Annotated in this window: 11 protein-coding genes; 6 read left to right on the top strand and 5 right to left on the bottom strand. The window is 70.1% G+C overall.

Annotation, left to right across the window (positions count from 1 at the left end; genetic code table 11):
- From IEY37_RS01840 to IEY37_RS01830, 3 genes are all read right to left on the bottom strand, one after another.
- A complete protein-coding gene (locus IEY37_RS01840) occupies positions 1–987 on the bottom strand; it encodes a glycosyltransferase (protein ID WP_188939778.1) in 987 nt (328 codons plus the stop codon).
- A gap of 113 nt (positions 988–1,100) precedes the next feature.
- Positions 1,101–2,753, bottom strand: a complete 1,653-nt coding sequence (locus tag IEY37_RS01835) for a glycosyltransferase family 39 protein (protein ID WP_188939777.1) — start codon at positions 2,751–2,753, stop codon at positions 1,101–1,103.
- 80 nt (positions 2,754–2,833) lie between these two features.
- Positions 2,834–4,060 carry an O-antigen ligase family protein gene (locus IEY37_RS01830; protein ID WP_188939776.1) on the bottom strand — a complete coding sequence of 409 codons (1,227 nt, stop codon included), beginning with the start codon at positions 4,058–4,060 and terminating at the stop codon, positions 2,834–2,836.
- A gap of 653 nt (positions 4,061–4,713) precedes the next feature.
- On the opposite strand from IEY37_RS01830, the gene IEY37_RS01825 reads away from it, so the two are divergent.
- Entirely contained in the window at positions 4,714–5,871 is a 1,158-nt protein-coding gene (locus IEY37_RS01825; RefSeq protein ID WP_188939775.1) for a hypothetical protein, read from the top strand.
- A 961-nt stretch (positions 5,872–6,832) separates the two neighbouring features.
- Complete coding sequence (locus IEY37_RS01820; RefSeq protein WP_188939774.1) at positions 6,833–8,077, top strand: hypothetical protein; 1,245 nt, start codon at positions 6,833–6,835, stop codon at positions 8,075–8,077.
- A gap of 87 nt (positions 8,078–8,164) precedes the next feature.
- On the opposite strand, the gene IEY37_RS01815 is transcribed toward IEY37_RS01820, so the two are convergent.
- The gene (locus IEY37_RS01815; protein WP_188939773.1) at positions 8,165–8,668 is read right to left on the bottom strand and encodes a hypothetical protein; all 504 of its coding nucleotides are present in this window, start codon (positions 8,666–8,668) and stop codon (positions 8,165–8,167) included.
- Between the two features lie 481 nt (positions 8,669–9,149).
- On the opposite strand from IEY37_RS01815, the gene IEY37_RS22620 reads away from it, so the two are divergent.
- Positions 9,150–13,901 (top strand): PKD domain-containing protein, encoded by a 4,752-nt coding sequence (locus IEY37_RS22620; protein WP_308426357.1) that lies wholly within the window; start codon positions 9,150–9,152, stop codon positions 13,899–13,901.
- 204 nt (positions 13,902–14,105) lie between these two features.
- The gene (locus tag IEY37_RS01805) at positions 14,106–15,599 is read left to right on the top strand and encodes a tyrosine-protein kinase domain-containing protein (RefSeq protein WP_188939772.1); all 1,494 of its coding nucleotides are present in this window, start codon (positions 14,106–14,108) and stop codon (positions 15,597–15,599) included.
- 7 nt (positions 15,600–15,606) lie between these two features.
- Here IEY37_RS01805 and IEY37_RS01800 read toward each other — a convergent pair whose 3' ends face one another.
- Positions 15,607–16,239 carry an arsenate reductase/protein-tyrosine-phosphatase family protein gene (locus IEY37_RS01800; RefSeq protein ID WP_188939771.1) on the bottom strand — a complete coding sequence of 211 codons (633 nt, stop codon included), beginning with the start codon at positions 16,237–16,239 and terminating at the stop codon, positions 15,607–15,609.
- Positions 16,240–16,657: 418 nt separating this feature from the next.
- On the opposite strand from IEY37_RS01800, the gene IEY37_RS01795 reads away from it, so the two are divergent.
- Both IEY37_RS01795 and IEY37_RS01790 read left to right on the top strand, forming a co-directional pair.
- On the top strand, positions 16,658–17,062 hold the full coding sequence (locus IEY37_RS01795; RefSeq protein WP_373298240.1) for an FAD synthase family protein: 405 nt from the start codon (positions 16,658–16,660) through the stop codon (positions 17,060–17,062).
- 219 nt (positions 17,063–17,281) lie between these two features.
- Entirely contained in the window at positions 17,282–18,838 is a 1,557-nt protein-coding gene (locus IEY37_RS01790; RefSeq protein ID WP_229673560.1) for a sugar transferase, read from the top strand.
- Positions 18,839–18,886 lie beyond the last annotated feature (48 nt).

Raw genomic sequence — 18,886 nt, 5'->3', positions numbered from 1 at the left:
CTACCGCGAGCGGCGTAGCTGCGCGGCGCGTCGGTACGCCGCGGCGTGCCGAGCGGCGATCCCGGCCCACTCCCGGCCGCTCAGGTCGGGCCCGGCGCCGTCGGGGACGGTGGCGAGCGCGTCGGCCAGGTCAGCCGCAGTGAGCGGGGCGGCGTAGGTCCGCACCCACGCGGATCCGGTCTCCTCGGCCAGCGCCGACGTGACCGGGTTCCGTGGGACCAGGATGGGCCTGCCGAGCGACAGCGCCAGCAGCGCGGTCCCCGAGTTGTGCATCTCCCGGTACGGCAGGACGACGAGCTGCGCCCGTCCCACCTCGTCGGCGAGCTCCGCGTCGGAGACGTAGTCGAGTCGAGCCGAGATCCTGGGATCGTCACGGGTCGCCGCGGTGATCGCCGCCGCAAGCCGGTCGCTCTGCGCCTTGCCCACGATGCGCAGCGTCCACGTCGGATGCTCGGCAGCGGTCCCGCCGAAGACCGCGACCAGTTCCTCGACTCCCTTGTAGGGCCGGACGAGACCCACGTAGGCCATCCGCCCGGCCTCCGACGGGGGCACCGCGAGGTGCTCGAACCATTGCCGGTAGTCGCCGTGCGGGATGACCTCGAACGGCCTGTCCGCGACCGGAAGTGGCGTGGTCGGCACGAGCAGGACGAACAGCGTGGTCCACCGGTCGACGACCGTGAGCAGCGCTCGTTCCACCGCAGAACCCGTTTCGTGCGGCTCGGGGTTGTGCACCGTCCGCACCAGCGCACGCCGGCCGACCCGGATACGCAGCAGCAGGGCCAGGACGGCGATCCGGCGCAGGGCCCGGCGCGTAGCGGACGGGGACCGGAGCAGCAACTCGGGCCAGTGCACGTGCAGGACGTCGAAACGCCCGAGCAAGGCGTCCCGCCAGGAGAACACGCGGACGTCGACGTGCTCCGACAGCCCGGCGTGCAGTTGTTTCAGGTACGGGTTCGTCGTGTCCCGGAGGGCCGAGTAGGACTGCATGACCCGCAGCCGCCTCGGCGCAGACCGATGGTCGGTCACCTGGGAGCGCCTGTCCGTGTCCCCGTCACCTGCTCCATCCTTGCGGACGGCTCCGTCGAGACTGCGCCAGGAGCTCATCCTCGTCGGAAGAGCAGGACCGAGTCGAGCGGCCCGCGCCACAGGAGCCGGCCGGCGAGGCCGGACCGCTCCAGCAGGGTCTCGTCCGCTGCGGCGAAGGGCTGCGGGTAGTCGTTGCGCTCGACGACCCACACCCGCGGGCAGCGGGCGATGTCCGTCGCGGCGTCGGACAGCGGGCGCGAGACGCCGGTGAGGTTTCCGGCGGCGGCCGGTGTCCGGAGAAGCGTCAGGTCGAGCAGGCCGGCGAAGTCCCGCGGATAGGCGACGGCGATGCCGCGAGTGGTCTGCCCGATCAAGCCGGCCGCTCCCGGGTAGCGGGGGGTGTAGTAGATGCAGTCGCCCGCCTGCCGCCCCGCGTGCACCACACCGGCCACGGATACCCAGTCGCTGCCGTTCTTCGCGTACAGGTGTCGTTGCGAGACGTACACCGGCACGGTCGCCACCAGGAGTACCAGCGCGACGACCCACCGGTAGTTCCGGGCCACCGCGTCCAGGCCCGTGGCGATCAGCAGCGCGACGGCCGGCGCCGCGAACGTCAGGTACCTCGGGCTGTAGACGGGGGACCCGACGACGGAATATCCGACGACGACCACCGTCGGGACGAGCGCCCACGGAACGGCCCAGGCGAAGGGCCGGTCCCGTACCCACGTCCAGACCGACCGGTGGCGGACAGCGGCGCGGACGACCCCGAAGGCCACCGTCGACCAGCCGGCGATCGCGAGCACGACGGCCGCCGGCGCCCACCACGACCCGACGTCGCCCAGGCGCAGGACCGTCACGTCGCGACCCGTGGTGGTCGTCGGGGTGTCCCCCAGGAACCACTGGTTCACCACGACGTTGCGCAACCAGTCGAACGGACCGCGGACCGCAGAGCCGAGCTGGCCGGTCTGTCCGAGTGCCACCCAGAGCAGCGGGGCGCTGAGCACCGCGGCCCCGACGGCGGACGCCAGCCAGGCCCGCCGGGCCTGCGCCGTCACGCGGCGGTCCAGGACCACCGAGCACAAGTGCGCGACGCCGAGCAGTGCGACGTAGACGTTGAGGTAGCAGCCCGCCGCCAGCAGGACCGAATACCCTACCCACACCGTGACGGACGGCCGGCTCGTCGCGCGCAGGAGGACCGCGGTGGCGGCCGCCGCCAGCGCCACGGTGGCCGCGTACGGACGGGCCTCCATCCCGGCCCAGGTGATCCGGGGGAGCAGGGCGACCACCACACCGGCGGAGACCGCGACGCGCGTGTCGGCGAGCCGCTGGGCCACCACCACCGTCAGGCCGGCTGCCACCCCGACCAGCACCGCCGAGGGCAGCCGGATCGCGAACGCGGACCGGCCGAACATCTCGGTCCAGTAGTGCAGGAACAGGTAGTAGCAGCCGTGCACGACATCGACGGTGTGCACCATCCGCCAGAGATCGCCGACCGAGCGCCCGGCCGCGCTGATCGACGCCGACTCGTCCGTCCACAGCGACGGGTGCCACGACCAGAGGAGAGCGACCAGCGTGCCGAAAGCCCCGACCGCCCAGCCGTACCAGCGGGCGGGACGGGCGCGGAGGTCCGGCTCGCCCTCGCCCCGGGCAGCTGTGCGGACTCCGGTGGGACGGGCCGAGCCGGCGGATCGGCCCGCCGTCCCTTGTGGCCGACCCGACTGCGACACGCTCTCGAGCGGCGCTTCGGCCCGCGGTCGCGGCGTCCTCGGGACGGACGTGGGCCTTGCGTCGCCAGGACCGGACTGGCTCACCGCCCGCGAGTCCCGCCGACAGGTACCTCCGGAGAGCCTGCGGCCCCCGGAGCCGGCCTCCGGTCCTCCTCCTCGGCGCGCCACCGGCCCAACGACCCGCAGCCGAGGATGGCGACGAACAGGACCAGCGTGGAGAGGCGGTCGAAGAGGTCGAACGAGAAGAACATGAGGAACATGGAGATCAGGGCCGGCCGCACGGTGGGGGGGATCCCCCGGAACGAGGCGACCAGCGCCCCCACCACGCATCCCACGCCGACGAAGCCGCCGAGCGCGAACAAGGTGACCCACTGGTTGTCGACGGCGGTGAAGTTGTCGGTCTGCAGCAGTCCGAGGTCGAACAGCCTGGAGATGGACCCGGCTCCGCTGCCGAACAGCAACTCCGGGACAGAGCGCCCGAACAGCTTGTCGAGGGCGTCCAGCGCCGCGAGTCTGTGGTCGAGGCTGCCGGTGCCCTCCAGGCCGAGGGACGAGACGAGTTCGCTGACGCCGCTGAAGACTCCGAAGCCGAGGGCGGCCAGGCAGGTGGCGAGACGCCACGCCAGATAGTGGCGGGTCAACCGGCTCGAACACAGGCCGAACAGCAGTGCGATGACGACGCTGAGCAGCGCACTCCGGGTACCCGACAGCATCAAGCCCAGGACGAACAGCGCCGCCATCCCGATGCGCACGGACAGCCGCAGGCGGCGGAGATGGAACAGCACGAGGAGAGCCGCCACCGCCATGAACAGCCCGAGCGGGATGGCATGCCCGAAGGTGCCCGGCGCGCGCCCGGTCCACGGCAGCAATTCGTTGACGTCGAAGGTGCTGCCGCTGCGGGTGCCGTAGCCCCGCGGCGCGGACAGACCGAGGAAGGTCTCGGCCACCGCGAACGCCAGTTGGATGCCGCAGACAACGAGGATGCCGCCGACCAGGATCCCGACGTCGCGACGGTCGAACGTGGAGACCACGGCCGAGAGCGACGCCACCATCGCCAGGGTGAACGCGGTCTCCGTGTAGTCCAGGCCGGTGCCGTAGCGGACACCGCCGACGAACACCACGACCCAGAAAAGGGCCAGGGAGATCGTGACGGCGGGCCACCTCGGCGGCCGGCGGTACAGGGCAAGGATCATGACGAAGAGCAGGGTGAACAGCACCCCGGCCACCCAGGTCGTCGATCTCGGGGCCAGGAAGTCGGGGATGTAGGTGAAGACGCCGACGGCGGCCGAGACGATGACCGCGGGCACTGCGGACCGGGGGGAATGGCCCGGCGTTGCCGTGACTGCCCTCGCCGTCGACCGCGTCGGGGAAGGTCGCGTCACCACATGGAGAAGTACAGCACGCCCGTTCGTCCGTCCGGTGCCGTTCGCTCGGGACCACTGCAACGCATGAGCGCTCCGGAGAGGGAGCACCCGGCAATGTCGCCGATCCGAGCAACGCGGGCGGGGCGACGCATAGCGCATCGGTCGCTCGGTCGAGTGTGACTCAGATCACTATCGCTACTCAGCGTGCAACCTTGGTCGTCGCTCAGTCCATTGGCAGTGCACGGTCAGCCTCGGTCGGCCTAACGACCAGTCCGTGCAGTGCCGAGTAATCCGACATTACGTCGCCCTGCGGACCTGAATGCGGGGCGAGCGTCCTTGGTCACACTACCGCGCGTGATGGGAGCGAATGCGGCAGAACCCGACATACGGGGCGGCTGCGACGCTTCAATGATCAAGCTCTTGCTTATCACGAGTTTATATCTTTGAATCTTTTCGCAGCCGCAACGCCGGTCGATGCGGACACATCAGGGACGACGCAGCGGAGCGGTCGACGTCAGGTCGACAGCTCCGCGGCTCCGTCGCGCCCGCGTCGGGGCATTCCGTCGCGGACAACTGTCAAGGAGTCGGGGACATTGTTGGAATCGGGCAGGACCGGGGCGGACGGCGTCCGTCGCGGCGGGGCGTTCGTCGTGGATCGCAGGACCGCACTGCGCTCGGCGGCGGTGTTCGGCGTCTCGGCCGGACTCGCAGTATTGGGCGCGGAATCGGCGCGGGCGGTCACCGGGGTCACCACGACCGCCTTCACGCGGCCGACGGGCACCGGAATCTACGCGTACGAGAATCTCGGTGTCAGCGGCAACAATCTCGTCGCCGCCATGAACGCGGCGATGTCGAGGGCGCGCAGCCAGGGCATCAGCAAGCCGACCCTCACCTTGCCCGCCGGTGTTTTCGAGACGCACGGTTTCGGGCAGTCCGCCAACAATTGCGGTTTCCTCGTCCCGCAGAACCTGTCCATCGTGGGGTCCGGCCCGTCGACGGTGCTGCGCGTCGCGGAGAACAGCCTCACCTCGGCCCAGGCGAGCGTGCCGCTGAAGCTGATGATCCTGCCCAAGGGTTCGGGGGTGCTGCTCAGCCAGTTCACGCTCCAGGGTCTGCCGCAGCGCGGCAAGATCTACGAGGGCATCAACGTCTACGGCTGCTCGTCGCCGGTACTCCGCGACATCAAGGTCACCGGCGTCCCGGGCAACTTCAACAGCCCGCCCGGTGAGACCTTCGGGATCAACATCAACGGCGGATCCGGCGCAAAACTGTACCGGGTCGAGGTCGACGGGCGTGACGGGTCGGGGAAGAAGGTCGGGGCCTGTGGCATCGGGGTCAACAACTCCTCGGGCGTGGAGCTGCACGACTGCTACACCCACCACATGGGCTTCTCGCACGGGGTCAGCCTGTGGCAGTCCACGGGTGTGACGACCTGGAACCACCGCTCCGAGTACAACGGGACGGCCCTCAACGCCGGCGGTTCGTACGGGTCGCTGGGCTGCGGGATCAACCACGAGAAGTCCACGAACACGACCCACTACTCGGTGCGGCTCGGCAACAACACGCATTCCGAGCTCCGGTACTACGCCGTCCCGTACAAGAGCACGGATCCGCACTCGGGCGACACCAGGGGCCACCGGGTGAGCACGCTGACCCTCACGGACACCGACGGCTTCCGCGTCCGCATCGACAACACGCAGAGCACCTTGCCGGCGCTGTCGTCGGCGCCCACGCCGCACTACTACTACACCTGAGTTCCCACTCACTGGACGTGGGTTGCCGCGTCTGCGGGCCGGGAGCCGGTGCGGGGCGACGCGAGCACGTCGCCCCGCACCGGGTTGCGGTGGCGGGCAGGCCTCTCCCTGAACAGATCCGCCGGTTGGCCGGTTCGGCGCGGCGGTCGGTGCACCAGCACGCGTGACGGTAGCGCCCGCGAGACGGCGGCCGCCTGCCCGGCACTGGCCGGCCGGGCCCGCTCCACTCAACGGCGGCAGCGGGCGGGGCTCGATCCGTCGGCTGGGAGGGCGGCTCGGTGGCGGCGACCGAGGTCCCGGCCACGGCTCGTCCCGACGAAGATCCGCCGGTTATCCGGGTGACGGGACGCCGCCCGCGCTGAGGCGATGACGGGATACCGGCCGACCGGCGTGCCTGGGCGTGCCTCCCTCTCGCCCGTCGTGCCTTCCTTCCCCTCACCTTTTCATGGACACGCCTGCGCCAGCCGGCGGCAGCATCGGACCACCCTCGCGGATGCGGGGACCCGGCTCACCTCTTCCCGCCCGGTGCGAGCGACCGACACCGGAGCCGACCGCGGCCCGGCAGTCCACCCGCGTCCCCCCGGTGCCATCCGCGTCCCCCCGTGCAGCAGTGGATTCGGCAGTGGACCGCCAGCACCGCCATGATCGCCGGAGAAAGCACCGGTTCGCGCACCTCTGTGACCGTGCGTCACGACAGCAGTTCCTGGTATGCCGTCGGCGCGGTGGCTGTAGAGGACGATCGTCACCCCTCTTAGGTACAGATCGGTTCACAGTTCGACGTAGAGGCGTCGATCCGGTGCCTCCGGGCGGTCCTTGGCAGGCGCGCTGCCGCCTTTGGCTTAGTAACCCGCAGTCAGAATGAGTTGACAGTCAGTTACGGGCCTCTCTACTCTCCGTATATCAACAACTACAGGGCGTCGATCGTTTCCGCGAGAGTCGCCTCCTTGCTTAAGGAGACACGGTGAACGACAACCGGACCGGCTCGGTGCGACCGACAATGCTGTCCCGGCGCAACGCACTCCGCCTGGCCGCGGCGGCGGCCCCCCTGGTCGCCCTCGGCGCGTCCTCGATGCCCGCCTGGGCGTCCGCCCGCACGCAGCCGGTCCGCGCCGCGGCCACGACGACCGGGGCAGGGGTGTCCGTCATCAACGCCCTTGCCTACAACAGTGACGAACGGCCGACCGGCGAGACCTACTTCCCGATCGAGGATCTCGGCGTCGGCAACAACATCCAGGCCGCGCTGAACAAGGTGGCCAAGCTGGCCGCGGCGCCGACGCTCACGCTGCCGGCCGGAGTGTTCGAGGCCATCGGTTTCTCCCAGTCGGCCGACTACATCGGCATCCTGATCCCGCCGAACGTCAGCCTGATCGGTTCCGGTCGCGACACCATCCTCCGGGTCCGCCCGGACACGGTGACCGCCGCGCAGGTGCAGCGATGGGTCCCGCCGACCTACCCGCTCGGCACGACGAACGGTCTGCAGGTCATCCGTGCGGCCAGAGGCAGCATCCCGATCACGCTGTCCAACTTCACGGTCGACGGCACGGTGCAGCGTCCGGCCGGTTCCTCGACCAAGACGCTGTACAACGGCTTGGTGCTGGCGAACTGCCCGTCGCCCACGCTGAGCAACCTGCTGGTGCGCGGCATCCCCGGTAACCTCAACTCCCCGCCCGGAGAGACCTTCTCGATCAACATCCTGGGCGGCAGCGGCGCCAGCTTCTACAACGTCGAGGTCGACGGCCGCGACGCGGTGACCGGGACCAAGATCGCAGGGTGCGGGGTCGGCATCAACTCGACGTCGAACGTGGTCATGTACGACTGCAACCTGCACGACATGGGATACTCGCACGGGATCTCGTTCTGGCAGTCGACCGATGTGACGACCTACAATCTGCGGTCCGAGTTCAACGGCGTCGGCCGGGAGAACGGCGGCGGGGGCGGCACGTCCGGCACCGGTATCAACAGCGAGAAGTCGCGGAACACGGTGCATTTCGCGCCGCGCCTGGGTGGCAATTCGCTGTCGTCCATGCGGTACTGGGGATCGCCGCTGTCGAGCACGGACGCGCGCTCGGGCGACACCGGTGGGCACCGCGTGGTCAACGCGGTGCTGACCGACGGCAAGCCCTTCGTCGTGCGGCTCGATCGCGCGCAGGCCACCCGGCCGCTGTTGACCAGCTGCCCGACCCCCGTGTGGGACCGCCGTCCCTGATCGACCTGGACGTACACGCGGGACGCACCGATGGTGCGTCCCGCGTCGGGCGTTGCGGGGTTGCGCCGACTCGTTCCGGGGGCCGGGTCAACGCACGCGGAGGACCGCTGACGCGATGTTGTCCTTGCGGTCGGGATCGGGCGCAGAAGCGTAGGTGGCGACGGTGACCCGGCCCGGTCCGCGGGCCGTCCCGTACAGGTAGTAGTGGTATTCGGAGACCGAAGGGCCGTCGTTCGGGTCGATGGCGTGCTCGAGGATGACCCGTTCGTTCGAGAGCCCGATCACCGTGGTCTCGTAGTCGTCCATGATCGCGCGTTTGACGTTGCGCGGCAGAGCGAGCACCGCGTATTGATCCCTTGCGTATCCGGCGCCCTTCGTCACCGTGAAGACGAATTCGGTCGCCCGGTGGTAGCCCACCGTCAGAGGTCCGTTAATCCGGACCGAGAAGGACACCGCGGCCGCTCGGGTGGCGACGGCAGCGGGCTTGGTCGCGGACGGCTGCACGGCACCCGCCGGAGTGGCGGTCAGGAGCAGGGCGGCGGCCGACAACGCGGCCAGGCCGGCACGGAGGAACGACAGGCGCTTGGACATGGGGCGACCCTGGCATGCGAGCCTCAAGTCCACGCCGCGAATGACGCACAGTCACCCGATAAGCCGATAGGACGAACCCCGGAGGGGCGCGCCCTCGCTCTGACGGACGCATGAGGGACGGATGCGGTCACTTCGGGTGACAGCGGCAGACCGGATCCAGGAGGGACACCGTCCGGCACCTTGGTCGCCGGGCCGTGCGACGTGTCCGACCACACCGTTCATGCCCTGACCCACTGCCGCCGTCGCCGAGGCGTTCGAGCGTCCACGACGGGCCGCAGAGGCAGGAGCTCTGGACGGTGCAAGCACGGCTCGGTCGGGTGCTGGTCACCGTCGTGCGCCGGCTGCACGGACTTCGCTCGCCTCGTCGGGTGAATGCTCGCACCGAAAGGCGTAGGGCCGAACGGCGGTGCCTACAGCCTGTTATGCTGATCCGGATTCCGGCATCTCTGCTCAATTCCCCATCCCCGCACTCGCTGCGGTCATGGGTGAGGAAGCAGGGATGCGCCCGGCCGCGGGGGCCCGGGCACACCATCACAAGGCCGTCGTCTCGACCCAGGAGCAGCGCGTGCGTCCCCGTCCTCTTTTCCGGACCGCCCTCACCGCGACCGTCGCCGCTGCCCTCGCCGCGGTCGGTCTGGTTGCCGCGCCGGCGACCGCGTCCGCAGAGCCCGCGTCCGAACAGCAGCGTTCGGACGGCGTGGTGACCGCCGACGCCCTGCCGACCGCGCAGATCGACGGCGTGGTCTGGTCCCAGGCGATCGCGGGCAACACGGTGTTCGCCGGCGGGCAGTTCACCAAGGGCAGGCCGGCCGGTTCCGCGCTCGGGCAGAACGAGGTGGCGCGGAGCAATCTGCTGGCCTACAACCTCTCGACCGGCGCGCTCACATCGTTCGCACCGGTCGTGAACAACCAGGTCCGGTCGGTGGCACTGTCGCCCGACGGCAAGCGGGTCTACATCGGCGGCTACTTCACCGCGATCAACGGGACGAAGCGTGACCGGATCGCCGCATTCGACGTCGCCACCGGGACGCTCATCGCCTCGTTCGCACCGTCCGTGGACTACACGGTCGAGACCATCGTCGCGACCAACAGCACGGTCTACGTCGGAGGCGCCTTCACCAACGGTGGCACGCGCAATCGTCTCGCGGCCTTCAGCGCATCGACCGGCGCCCTGCTGAACTGGGCGCCCAGTGCGGACAGCACCGTCAGGTCGATGGTCCTCGCTCCCGACGGCAGCAGGCTGATCGTCGGCGGATTCTTCACCACCATCAACGGCCAGTCGGCCCGCGGGACGGCGTCCATCGACGCGACGACCGGTGCGCTCCTTCCCTGGGCGCTGAATTCCGTGGTGACCAACAGCGGGACCAACTCCGCGATCCTGTCGCTGTCGACGGACGGGACGTCGATCTACGGCGGTGGCTTCAAGTTCGGGTCCGACGGCAACCTCGAGGGGATGTTCAAGGCGGACCCCTACACCGGTGCGGTGCAGTGGATCGAGGACTGCCACGGTGACACCTACGGTGTCTATGCCAACTCGGCCGCGGTCTACAACGTCGGGCACGCCCACTACTGCGGCAACGACATGGGCTGGCCGCAGCCCTCCGCCTGGAAGTTCAACCGGGCCATCGCCTTCACCCCGGACGCCACCGGGACCTTGCTGCACGACAACCTGGGGTACACCAACTGGGTCAACCGGCCCTCGCCGTCGCTCCAATCCTGGTTCCCCAAGCTCGATCCCGGCACGTACACCGGCAAGGACCAGGCCGCCTGGACCGTCACCGGCAACAGCGACTACGTCGTCCTGGGGGGCGAGTTCGTCAACGTGAACGGCAAGGCGCAGCAGGGCCTGGCCCGGTTCGCGGTCAAGTCCCTCGCCACGAACAAGCAGGGCCCGTTCGTCAGCAGTGCCGACCTCACGCCGACGCTGACGACGCCGTCCGCCGGTGCCGTCAAGGTCGCCGTACCGGCAGCGTGGGATCGGGACGACCGGCAGCTGACGTACACCCTGCAGCGCAACGGTGTGGCGATCTGGACCACCACCGTCGGTTCCGCCGAGTGGGAGCGGCCGATGGTCGGCTACACCGACACGGGTCTGACACCCGGACAGACCGTCAGCTATCGGTTCCTGGTCAAGGATCCGTCCGGCAACCAGGTGCTGGGACAGTCGTCGAGCGTCGTGGTGGCCGCGAGCGGCAGTGTCTCCTCCTACGGCCAGACGGTGCTCGGTCAAGGCGCGTCGTTGTACTGGCCGATGAACGACACCGGGGCGGGCGTGGCCCGCGACCTCGCCGGCTACAACGACGCGGTGCTGGACGCGGGCGTCACCCCCGGTGCGGCCGGCGCGGTTCCGGGCGACACGGGCATGACCTTCGCCGGCAACACCACGGCGACCGCCTCGACGAAGGGCGCCCTCGTCGCGCCCAACGTGTTCAGCGCGTCCGTGTGGTTCAGGACGACGTCCACCTCCGGCGGCCGGATCCTCGGGTTCTCCGACATGCAGACGGGCACCTCGGCTCACCGGGACCGGCAGATCTACATGGGCAACACCGGCAAGCTGAACTTCGGCGTGTGGGGCAACGGCGCGTCGGCATCGACCTCGCTGCAGACCGTCAAGTCCTACAACGACGGCGCCTGGCACCAGGCCGTGGCCGAGCTGAGCCCGGCAGGCATGGTGCTCTACGTCGACGGCGTCAAGGTCGGCTCCCGGACGGACGTGACCGCCGGTGAGAAGTACGTCGGCTACTGGCGCGCCGGCGGCGACAGCACCGGCGGCTACGCCAACGCCGGATCGTCGGGCTACCTCAACGGCACTCTCGACGAGATCGCCGTCTTCCCGACCGCCCTGAGCCAGGCGCAGGTCGTCGCGCAGTACAACGCCTCCGGGCGCACCTCCACGGTGCCGTCCGCGCCGGCCGACAAGTACGGGAGCGCGGTCTACGGCGAGGACCCGACGCTGTTCTGGCGGCTCGGTGACGCCAGTGCCGGCACCACCGCGGCCGACTCGGGTCCGGGCGTGAACCCCGGCACCTACCAGGGCTCGGTCGCCAAGCAGGTGGCCGGTGCCATCAGCGGAGTGTCCGACACCGCCGTCACCTTCGACGGCGCCACCGGCTTCGTGTCGTCCAACGCCTCGTTCACCAACCCGACCACCTACTCGCTCGAGTCCTGGTTCAAGACCACGTCGACCACCGGTGGCAAGATCATCGGGTTCGGCACCGCCAAGACCGGCTTGTCGACCTCCTACGACCGACACGTCTACATGCAGGCGGACGGCCGCGTCGCGTTCGGCGCCTACAACAACGGCAAGATCGCCGTGGCCAGCCCGGCTGCCTACAACAACGGGCAGTGGCACCACGTCGTAGCGACCATGGGGTCGACCGGCATGAACCTCTACCTGGACGGCGCCCGGGTCGCCGGCAACCCCAACACCGGGTCCCAGAACTACACCGGCTACTGGCGGGTCGGTGGCGACGCCAGCTGGTCCGGCGGCGCCTACTTCAACGGCACCATCGACGAGGCCGCGGTGTACCCGAAGGTGCTGACCGCCGCCCAGGTCGCGCAGCACTACCAGACGGGTGCCGCGGTGAACGCCGCGCCGACGGCCGCCTTCACCGCGACGGTCTCGAACCTGCGGGCCGCCGTGGACGGATCCGCCTCCGCGGACACGGACGGGACGGTCGCCGGCTACGCGTGGAACTTCGGCGACGGCGGCACCGGGACAGGCGCCACGGCGACGCACGACTATGCCGCGGCCGGCACCTACACCGTGACCCTGACTGTGACCGACGACGCGGGTGCCACCAACACGGTGAGCCACCCGGTGACGGTCACGTTGCCGCCGAACGTCGCGCCGACGGCCTCCTTCACGGCGTCGAGCGACAACCTGGCGATCACCGTCGACGGGAGCGGGTCGTCCGATCCGGACGGCACCGTCCGTTCCTACGCTTGGAACTTCGGCGACGGCGGGAACGCGACCACCGCCACCGCCATGCACACCTATGCCGCGGCCGGCACTTACACCGTGACCCTGACCGTCACCGACGACCGGGGTGACACCGGCACCGTGACCAAGTCGGTGACCGTGTCGCCGGCCAACCAGACGCCGACCGCGTCGTGGACGTCCACGGCCGACGGCCTGGGCCTGTCGGTCGACGGGAGCGCCTCGGCCGATCCGGACGGCACCATCGCCTCGTACGCCTGGAACTTCGGGGACGGCGGTACGGGCTCCGGTGCGACGGCGACCCACACCTATCCGCGGTCCGGCGACTACCAGGTGACCCTGATGGTGACCGACGATCGCGGCGGCAAGGACACCGCGACGCGCACCGTCACGGTCACCGCGCCGAACAGCGCCCCGACCGCGTCCTGGACGTCGACGGCCGCCGGACTGACGCTGTCGGTCGACGGCAGCGCGTCGAAGGACACCGACGGCACGATTTCGTCGTATTCCTGGGACTTCGGCGACGGTGCCACTGCGACCGGGAAGACGGCGTCCCACACCTACGCGACCGCCGGCTCCTATGTGGTGACCTTGACCGTCAAGGACGACGGGGGACTGGCCGGGACGAGCGCACGTTCGGTGACGGTGTCCGACCAGCTCTTCGCCGACGCCTTCGGCCGGACCGTCCCGTCCGGCTGGGGGACGGCTGACGTGGGTGGAGCCTGGGCGGTCACGTCCGGGACACCAGCCGCGTCGGTCGCCGGTGGTTACGGCCTGCTGCCGACCGGCAAGGGTGTCACCCGCACCGCGTCGCTGAGCAGCGTCCAGGCGGCCGACGTCGATCTCAGTTGGATGGTGAACCTGGACAAGGCGCCGACCGGCGGTAGCACCATGGTCTCCGGGTCCGTGCGCAAGACGTCGTCGGGCGAGTACCGGACGACCGTCGTGTTCACGACGACGGGGACGGTGACCCTGCAGCTCGTCCGGATCAGTGGCGGCGTCTCCACGACGCTCAAGGCGCTCTCCGTCGCCGGGCTGCGGTACACGGCCGGATCGGACCTGCATGTGCGCTTCTCCGTGGCGGGGACCACGGACGTCACGCTGCAGGCGAAGGTGTGGCTCGACGGGACCACCGAGCCCGACTGGCAGAGCTCCGTCATCGATCCCTCACCGGCAGCTGCGCTGCAGGGGAGCGGATCCGTCGCGCTCGTGGCCTACGTCTCGTCGGCTGCGACCAACGCCCCGGTCACCGTGGGCGTCAAGGACCTGACCGGTCGACGACCCGTCGCCTGAGGCCGGGCGGCACAGCGGACGCGCTTCACCCTCCTGGGTGTGGGAGGTTCACTCCAGGGTGCTGGTCGGCCTGGAGTGAACCCACCCGGCACAGCAGACAACCCACCTAGAATTCGTTACGACAGCGAGCCTTCCGCCGGCACCGGTCCCCGAGACAGCGACCGCGGACCAGGTCGTTCGTTCGGTCAGGAAGGACCCGCCAGGATGGATTTCCGCTGGTACGTACGCGCGATCCGGAAGAGCTGGTGGGTCGTCGCCCTGTGCACCCTGCTCGGCGTGGGCGGTGCGATCGGACTGAACGAGACCGCGACGCGGCTGTACGCAAGTTCGGTCACCTTCTACGTGTCCACGCCGACGGACGCGGCCGGGGGTAACGCCTACCAGGCCAACCTCTACGCCCTGGCCAGGATCGCGACCTACACCAAGCTGCTCAAGAGCCAGGAGCTGGCGGAGCTCGTCGTCGAAGACGCTGGGCTCGACATCCCGGCGACCAAGGTCGCATCAGAGATCACCCCGTCCTCCGATGCGGAGACCGTCATCTTCACGGCCACGGTGATCGACACGTCGCCGCAGCGGTCGCTCGCCATCGCGACGTCCGTGGCGAAGGAGTTCGGACCTCTCGTCGACCGGCTCGACAACCGGCGCAGCAGCACCGGCCCCAGCGGCGCGACCGTGGCCTTGAACGTGACGTCGGATCCGACGCTGAACCCCGTGCCCGTGTCGCCGCGGACGTCGCGCAACCTGATGCTGGGGATCGGATCGGGCCTTGTCCTGGGCATCCTGCTCGCCTTGCTGCGGGCGCTCCTGGACACCTCGATCCGCTCCCTGGCCACCCTCCGGGAGGTCACCGGACTGCCGGCCCTGGGCACGCTCTACTACGACGCCTCCGCGAAGCGGACCCCCATCCTGGTCGGGCCGGCGGTCCGGTCCGTCCGGGCGGAGGCCTTCCGGCAGCTGCGGACCAACCTCCAGTTCGTCGACGTCGACAATCCCGTGCACGTGCTCGTGGTGACGTCGTCGCTACCGAACGAGGGCAAGTCGACCACCGCCGCGAACCTGGCCATCCTCTACGCCGAGACCGGCCGGCGGGTGCTGCTCATCGAGGGCGACATGCGCAAGGGTCGGGTCGCCGAGTACCTCGGGCTCGAGCGTGCCGTCGGCCTGTCGGACGTGCTGGCCGGCAACGCCGACGTGCGGGACGTGCTGCAGACCTGGAACGCCGACGGCCTCACCGTGCTGCTCGGCGGATCCGTCCCGCCGAACCCGTCCGAGCTCCTGGGCAGCCACAACATGGCCATGCTGCTGGGCCAGCTGCGCGGCATGTTCGACGTGATCGTCATCGACACCCCGCCGCTGCTGCCGGTCACGGACGCCGCGGTGGCCGCGACGCTGGCCGACGGCGTGCTGCTCGTCGTGCGGCAGGGCAGGACCAGCCGCACGCAGGTCGCGGCCTCGGTGCGATCGCTGCAGGCCGTCGACGCCCGCATCCTCGGCGCGGTGCTCTCCATGGTGCGCAAGCGCTCGGACGACACCAAGGCCTACGGCTACTACGCCGAGGCCACCAAGGGCCCGGAGGAGCCGCCGGGTCCGACCACGGCCGTCGCCAGCTCCACGCTCGACGGCGGACGCCGGAGCGGCGCGGAACCTCCCGTGCTCGTGCGCAGCCTGCTCCGGCGGCACCGGCGACAGCTGGGCTGAGGTCGGCTCAGGGCTGCGCGAGCAGCCGCTGGAACTGGGCGACGTCCCGGGACAGGATCTGCGCGCACTCCCGGAAAGCCCGCAGCGGCCGGTCCACCGGGTCGGCCAGGTCGTCCTCGACGGTCCGCGCCTGCACCCGCCCGCGCGCGGCCACGGCCGCGTCGATGAGTGACCGGCCGGCCTCGGCGGCGGTCTGCGCGGGCGGCGGGACGGGCGAGTGCGCGAGCAGGTACGCGAACTGGTTGACCGTGAAGAGCTTGCGCAGCACCGGCGGGTGCAGCCGGGCCGCCTCCGCGCGATGGTCCCGGGTCGCCGTCAGCACCAGGTCGGCCGACTCCAGCAGCGACGGTCGCAACCGGCGGCTCCGGAAGCGGGATCCGTCGATGCCGTGGTCCGCCAGGACCTTGGCGGCCCGACGGTGCATCGGTCGGTTGTCCGCCGCGAGCACGCCGGCCGACCCGACGATCCACCGCCCGTGGCCGGCCCAGGCGGCCGACACGGCGGTGTCCAGCAGGAACTGGCCCATGGGTGAGCGGCACAGGTTGGCCGTGCACACCAGCAGGACCCGGAAGTCGTCGAAGCCGTCTGCGACGGCCCCGGCTCGTTCCCCTGCCTCCTCGGTCGACCGGTGACTGACCACCGCCCACCCCCCTCGCTGTGTCGACGCGTACCGCTCCATGCTGGCAAACCGCCTCCGACCGGGTGGTAGGAGGTCGCCGTCGATACCGGCGTGCTGCCCTCGTCACTCGTCCGTCCGGCGACCGCTGCCGGCGCCCGTACTCGGAGGAGTGGCGACGTCCTTCGGTGCCGTGCATCCGGGTGATGAGTGGGTGTCCACCCGACGCCTGGTCACCGATCGGACGGTTCATGATCGCGCAGTAGGGGCAAACGGTGCCCATTGGGGCCGAAGTCGACTACTATCGGAGACCACCGAAGGGGCCGTCAGTTGTCGGGGCTGACCGGGCGTAGGGCGAAGCTGCCCACCTCGGATCTGTTCCCGGCGACGAGAGGCCACCACCGTGCCGACACGCATCGGCTATGCACCTGGCGCCTACGACATGTTCCATGTCGGGCACCTGAACATCCTGCGACACGCCCGCTCGGAGTGCGACTACCTGATCGCGGGCGTCGTGTCGGACGAGATGTGCGAGCTCACCAAGGGCAAGACCCCGGTCGTCCCGCTGGCCGAGCGCATGGAGATCGTCCAGGCGATCAACGTCGTCGACGAGGTCTACGCCGAGGTCACGCCGAACAAGCTGGACTCCTGGCGCGACCTGGGCTTCACCCACATCTTCAAGGGCGACGACTGGCGGGGCACCGCCAAGGGCGCCAAGCTCGAGCAGGACTTCGCCGCGGTCGGCGTCGAGGTCGTCTACTTCCCGTACACGATGCACACGTCGAGCACGTTGCTGCGGCGCGCCCTCTCCGCCCTCGACGACAGCAGCCGTCGAGTCGCCCTCTGAACGAGTCCTCGGATTGCTACAACCGGTGCATGTGACCACCCGTTCGGGTGCCGTGAGCTGGTTCTTGCTTCTCGATCGAGGTCGTAACGATAGCTTTTCGGTGCCGAGGGTGAGCAGACATCCCTCGGCCGCCGGACCGCGAGGTCCGGGCAGTGAACCACAGACGTCCGCGGTCCCCCCGGGGTCGGGACGATCAGCCAGGAAAGCGGGGTACTCGGCGTGAGCGTCGAGGAGACGGTGCAGCCGGCAGCGGCGGCACCAGCGCGGGTCCGGCCGAGCGGACGGTCGACGCTGCGCCGGGCGCCGCGGGCCCGGGTGTCGGTGGACCCGCCGCCCGCGCGTCCGTGGGCCGCACGGTACGGCCGCCGGCTGATCCTCACCGACATCCTGGTGACCGCCTGGGCGGCGATCGGCACGCACACCGTCCAGTTCGGCGCGGCGTCGACCCGGGTGTCCCGGGATCCCGACTCCACCGTCTACATCTCGCTGACCATCGCGCTGTCGGTGCTCTGGCTCGTCGCCCTGCACCTCGGCGGCACCCGCGAGGCCTCGGTGGTCGGGCACGGTCCCGACGAGTACAAGCGGATCGTTCGTTCCACCATCGTGCTGTTCGGTCTGGTGGCCATCGCGTCCTACGTGTTCGCGCTGCACCTGCCGCGGGCCTATGTGCTGGTCATGATGCCGGCCGGGCTGGTGGCGCTGCTGGCCAGCCGCTTCATCTGGCGCCGCTGGCTGCACGGCCGCCGCATGCACGGCGAGTACTCGTCCCGGGTGCTGGTCGTCGGCAACGTCCGGACCATCCGCGAGTTGCTCGCCGACCTGGCCAGGGCGCCGCTGGCCGGCTACCGGGTGATCGGCGTCTGCACCGTTCCCGGTGCCGACGGTCCGGTCGATGCCGCCGGGGTCCCGCTGGTCGACGGCGTGCCCGTCCTCGGCGGTCTCGACGAGGTGGCCGCGGTCGCGGAGCGGTACGGAGCCGACACCGTGGCGGTGACCTCGACTGCGGCGTTCGGCCCGAGCAGGGTCCGCGCACTGGGCTGGGAGCTGGAGAAGACGTCCATCGACCTGGTGCTGGCGCCCGCACTCACCAGCATCGCCGGTCCTCGGGTGCACACCAAGCCGGTGGCCGGCCTGCCGCTCATCCACGTCGACCGGCCCACCTACCGCGGGGCCAACCGGCTGCTGAAGCGGGTGTTCGACATCGTCGGCGCGTCGGTGCTGCTGGCGCTGCTCACCCCGGTGTTCGTCGGCCTGGGTCTGGCGGTCAAGCTCACCGACCGCGGGTCCGTGTTCTTCCGGCAGCAGCGGGTGGGTCTCAACGGCCGCAGCTTCAAGATGATCAAGTTCCGGTCCATGGTGCCGAACGCCGAGGCGCTGCTGCCGCAGCTCATGCTGGCCGAGCGCGACGCCGGCAACACCGTGCTGTTCAAGCAGAAGAACGATCCGCGGGTCACCCGGGTGGGGCGGATGCTGCGCCGGTTCAGCCTGGACGAGCTGCCGCAGCTGTTCAACGTGCTCAAGGGCGACATGAGTCTGGTCGGCCCCCGGCCGCCGCTCGCCGCCGAGGTGGACGGCTACGGCGAGGAGGCCAAGCTGCGGCTGCTCGTCCGGCCGGGGATGACCGGCCTGTGGCAGGTCTCCGGCCGCTCGGACCTGTCGTGGGAGGACACCGTCCGGCTCGACGTCTACTACGTCGAGAACTGGTCCATCACCGGTGACCTGCTGATCCTGTGGAAGACGGCCAAGGCGGTCGCCGCCGCGTCCGGGGCGTACTGACGCCGGCAGCGGACCGCGGGCTGCGCTGCCGCGGGTAGGTCCCGGGAC

It is taken from the genome of Nakamurella endophytica (assembly GCF_014646215.1).
Lineage (GTDB): Bacteria > Actinomycetota > Actinomycetes > Mycobacteriales > Nakamurellaceae > Nakamurella > Nakamurella endophytica.
The sequence above is the reverse complement of the archived record's forward strand: the minus strand, read 5'-3'. Positions and strand labels throughout refer to the sequence as shown.